Here is a 2,664-nt window from a genome sequence, read left to right as displayed (position 1 = left end):
CCACGATCAGCCGCCGGCTGCTGCGGTCCGCCAGCCGCCCGATCGGCAGGCCCATCAGCGCGTAAAAGACCGCGAAATAAAGTCCTCCCAGCAGGCCGATGGCGAAGTTGTCGATTTGCAGGTCCCGCATGATGGGCGGAACCAGAAGCGAGAGGATCAGCCGGTCCAGGAACGAAAAGATGAAGGCGATCATCAGCACGCCGACGGCGTACCAGGCCACCAGCGGGCTCGGACGGCCGGAACCGTCGTTCACGCGCAGAGCCCCCGGGAACGAGGGCGAACAGCGTCTGCTCCGCGTTTGCGTCGGATGATGCGGGGGATGATCGGGCCGGGTTTTGTTGCTGCCATGGGGTTTGGATCGGACCGGCGGTGTGCTACTCCCAGACGGCCTCGTCCAGGAAACAGCCCGTGTCGTACTCTTCCCCCTCGGCAAACCAGATGGGAAAACACCACCTCTCGAACGGCGCCACTCTACCACCGCTTACATCGACGTACCAGGTTCCGTCCGTGTTCCTGCGTCGCCCGCACGCGAACGCCGCCGCCGAATTCCCGCGTCTCCCCGTCGATGATTACGGAATGATCGTCCCGTCCCCAGCCCACGTCCGCAAGGAAATCCGGGTTTTCCCGGTCATAAAGGGCCGGACCGAACCGCGTGTGCGCCCCCGTCCCTGCCGACTGGTCGTATCGGCTGATCAGCACCCCTTCGTATCGCCGCGCCCGGCGGTTGCCCGGGACGTCCGGATCGTACACGTTGGGCTGATCCGATCTGAAGCGATCGGAGCGGTCCGCGAGAACCTCCAGCGTCGTAAAGGCGTACCGGCGACCTGAGTGGACAACGAGGAACTGGTGACCGCTTTCGCCGGGTTTGCTCAGCGTGTAGCCGGCATCCTCGTCCACGTGCAACGCAACGTCTTCGGGCCGGATCCAGCCGGCGGCGTAACGATTCACGGCCAGCGTGCCCGGCATATCGTGATCCCATCCGTATCTCGATAGCGGGGTCAATCCCGACATCACGTCGTAGCGGTTGGAATAGGGATTCGGAAGGCCTATTTCATCATTCGGATACGGACGCCACGCCACCTCCGGGAAGGAATGCGGCCACGCCATCCATGCATGGCCGACTTCGTGCACGATGGTCTCCATGTTCTCGTTGCGAAGACTGACAAGGCCGAATGCAGCCCAGCCGTTGTAGGCGCGTCCCCCGCTGTCCGAGGCGACATCGGTAAGCAGAATGCGGTTCAGCCCCCCGGGCGCCCCATATCGACAGCCTTCGAGACAGGCGCCGGCCAGCCTGTTCTGTTGCTCATTGGCCTCGGTCGGCGATCCGTCGCCCGCGACAGCGTAATCGTTGCCCGCCTCAAACCTCATCCGAAGCCGGTCCCCCGACATCCGCCGGTAGTACGCCGCAACATAGGTATTCAGAAGCTCAACCGCCTCGGCCATGCTCATGTCGATCCGGGCGCCATCATCCTGAAACCAGCCGGCGGCGTCCGCCGGTACGCGAGCGATGTCCACGTGAATGTCCAGATCGCCCAGCGAGTAGTAGGTGGGATCCGCCGGCGGGTCCAGGTGGAATCTGTCGGGATACTTGGCGATTGCGGTACAGCCGTCGAATCCCATGTGGCCATACCGGAGATAGCTCCCGTTGCCGAAGTAGCGAATCAGGGAGAGTTCGTCCGACCCGCCGAGATCGATCATTCCGGCGTCCAGCCATGGGGACGATTGCTTCTCCTCCGGAGCGCAAGAATAGGGCTCCGACTCCCGCCACCAGGACCTGGGCTCCAGTTCATTCCATCGCGTGAATGGATGGGCAATCAAGACCCTTACTTCGTCAATTGAAGTCGCTTCGCGGTCGTCCGTTACGGTCAGCCGGAAGATCAGGTCCGATTGTCCCTGCATGTAAGCGGGCGCCAGGAAACTCGTGCCGGCGGTATCAGCGTCCCCCAGTTCGACAGCGGCGCCCGAGACTTGCATCCACCGAAAGGACTCTATCGTGCCGTCGCTGTCCTCGCCGTCGCCTTCCAGCGTGACGGCCGCTCCCCCGCGGACCACCTGATCGGCGCCCGCGTTCGCGGTAGGCGGCGAATTGACGGAAACCGTGATTTCGTCAGTTGAGGTCGCTCCGCGGTCGTCCGTTACGGTGAGCCGGAAGGTCAGGTCCGACTGTCCTTGCGTGAAAGCGGGCGCCACGAAACTGGTACTGGCCGTGTCAGCGTCCTCAAGTTCGACATCGGCGCCCGAGACCTGCATCCACCGAAAGGACTCTATCGTGCCGTCGCTGTCCTCGCCGGCGCCTTCCAGCGTGACAGTGGCGCCTTCGTTGACGTTCTGATCGGCGCCCGCGTTCGCGGTAGGCGGCGAATTGGCGGGCCTTTCAACCGGCCCGCTCCCGCTGTCGCCACCACCGCCGCCGCAAGCGACCAGGAGTAGCGCCAGGCCGCCCGCAAGGAACAGCCTGATCGTCAGGATTTTTCCAGGTCCACGTCGGTGAGCGGGTCGCCGGTGGGCACGCCCAGCAGCAGCTTGCCCGTGGGCATCATTCCGGTGTCCCAGTTGAGGCCGCCATGGGTCGAGATCGTGCGCATGTCGCGGTAATGGCGCTGGACGGCGTTGTTGCCGGTCTGCCCGGTCACGCCCATCATGTTGGCCACCCGGGTGATGGCG

3 protein-coding genes are annotated in these 2,664 nt (G+C 64.1%); all 3 read right to left on the bottom strand.

Features of this window, described 5'->3' with window-relative positions; all coding sequences use genetic code 11:
* Positions 1–253 (bottom strand): MFS transporter (locus OXH56_06715; GenBank protein MCY3555001.1); only part of this gene is annotated, 253 nt, incomplete at its 3' end.
* Between the two features lie 218 nt (positions 254–471).
* Positions 472–2,424: a PKD domain-containing protein gene (locus OXH56_06710; GenBank protein ID MCY3555000.1), complete on the bottom strand. Its 1,953-nt coding sequence runs from the start codon at positions 2,422–2,424 to the stop codon at positions 472–474.
* Positions 2,425–2,462: 38 nt separating this feature from the next.
* Positions 2,463–2,664, bottom strand: a 202-nt coding sequence (locus OXH56_06705) for a hypothetical protein (GenBank protein ID MCY3554999.1), incomplete at its 5' end; no start/stop codon positions are given.

The organism is Gemmatimonadota bacterium (assembly GCA_026702745.1).
Lineage (GTDB): Bacteria > JAAXHH01 > JAAXHH01 > JAAXHH01 > JAAXHH01 > JAAXHH01.
The sequence above is the reverse complement of the archived record's forward strand: the minus strand, read 5'-3'. Positions and strand labels throughout refer to the sequence as shown.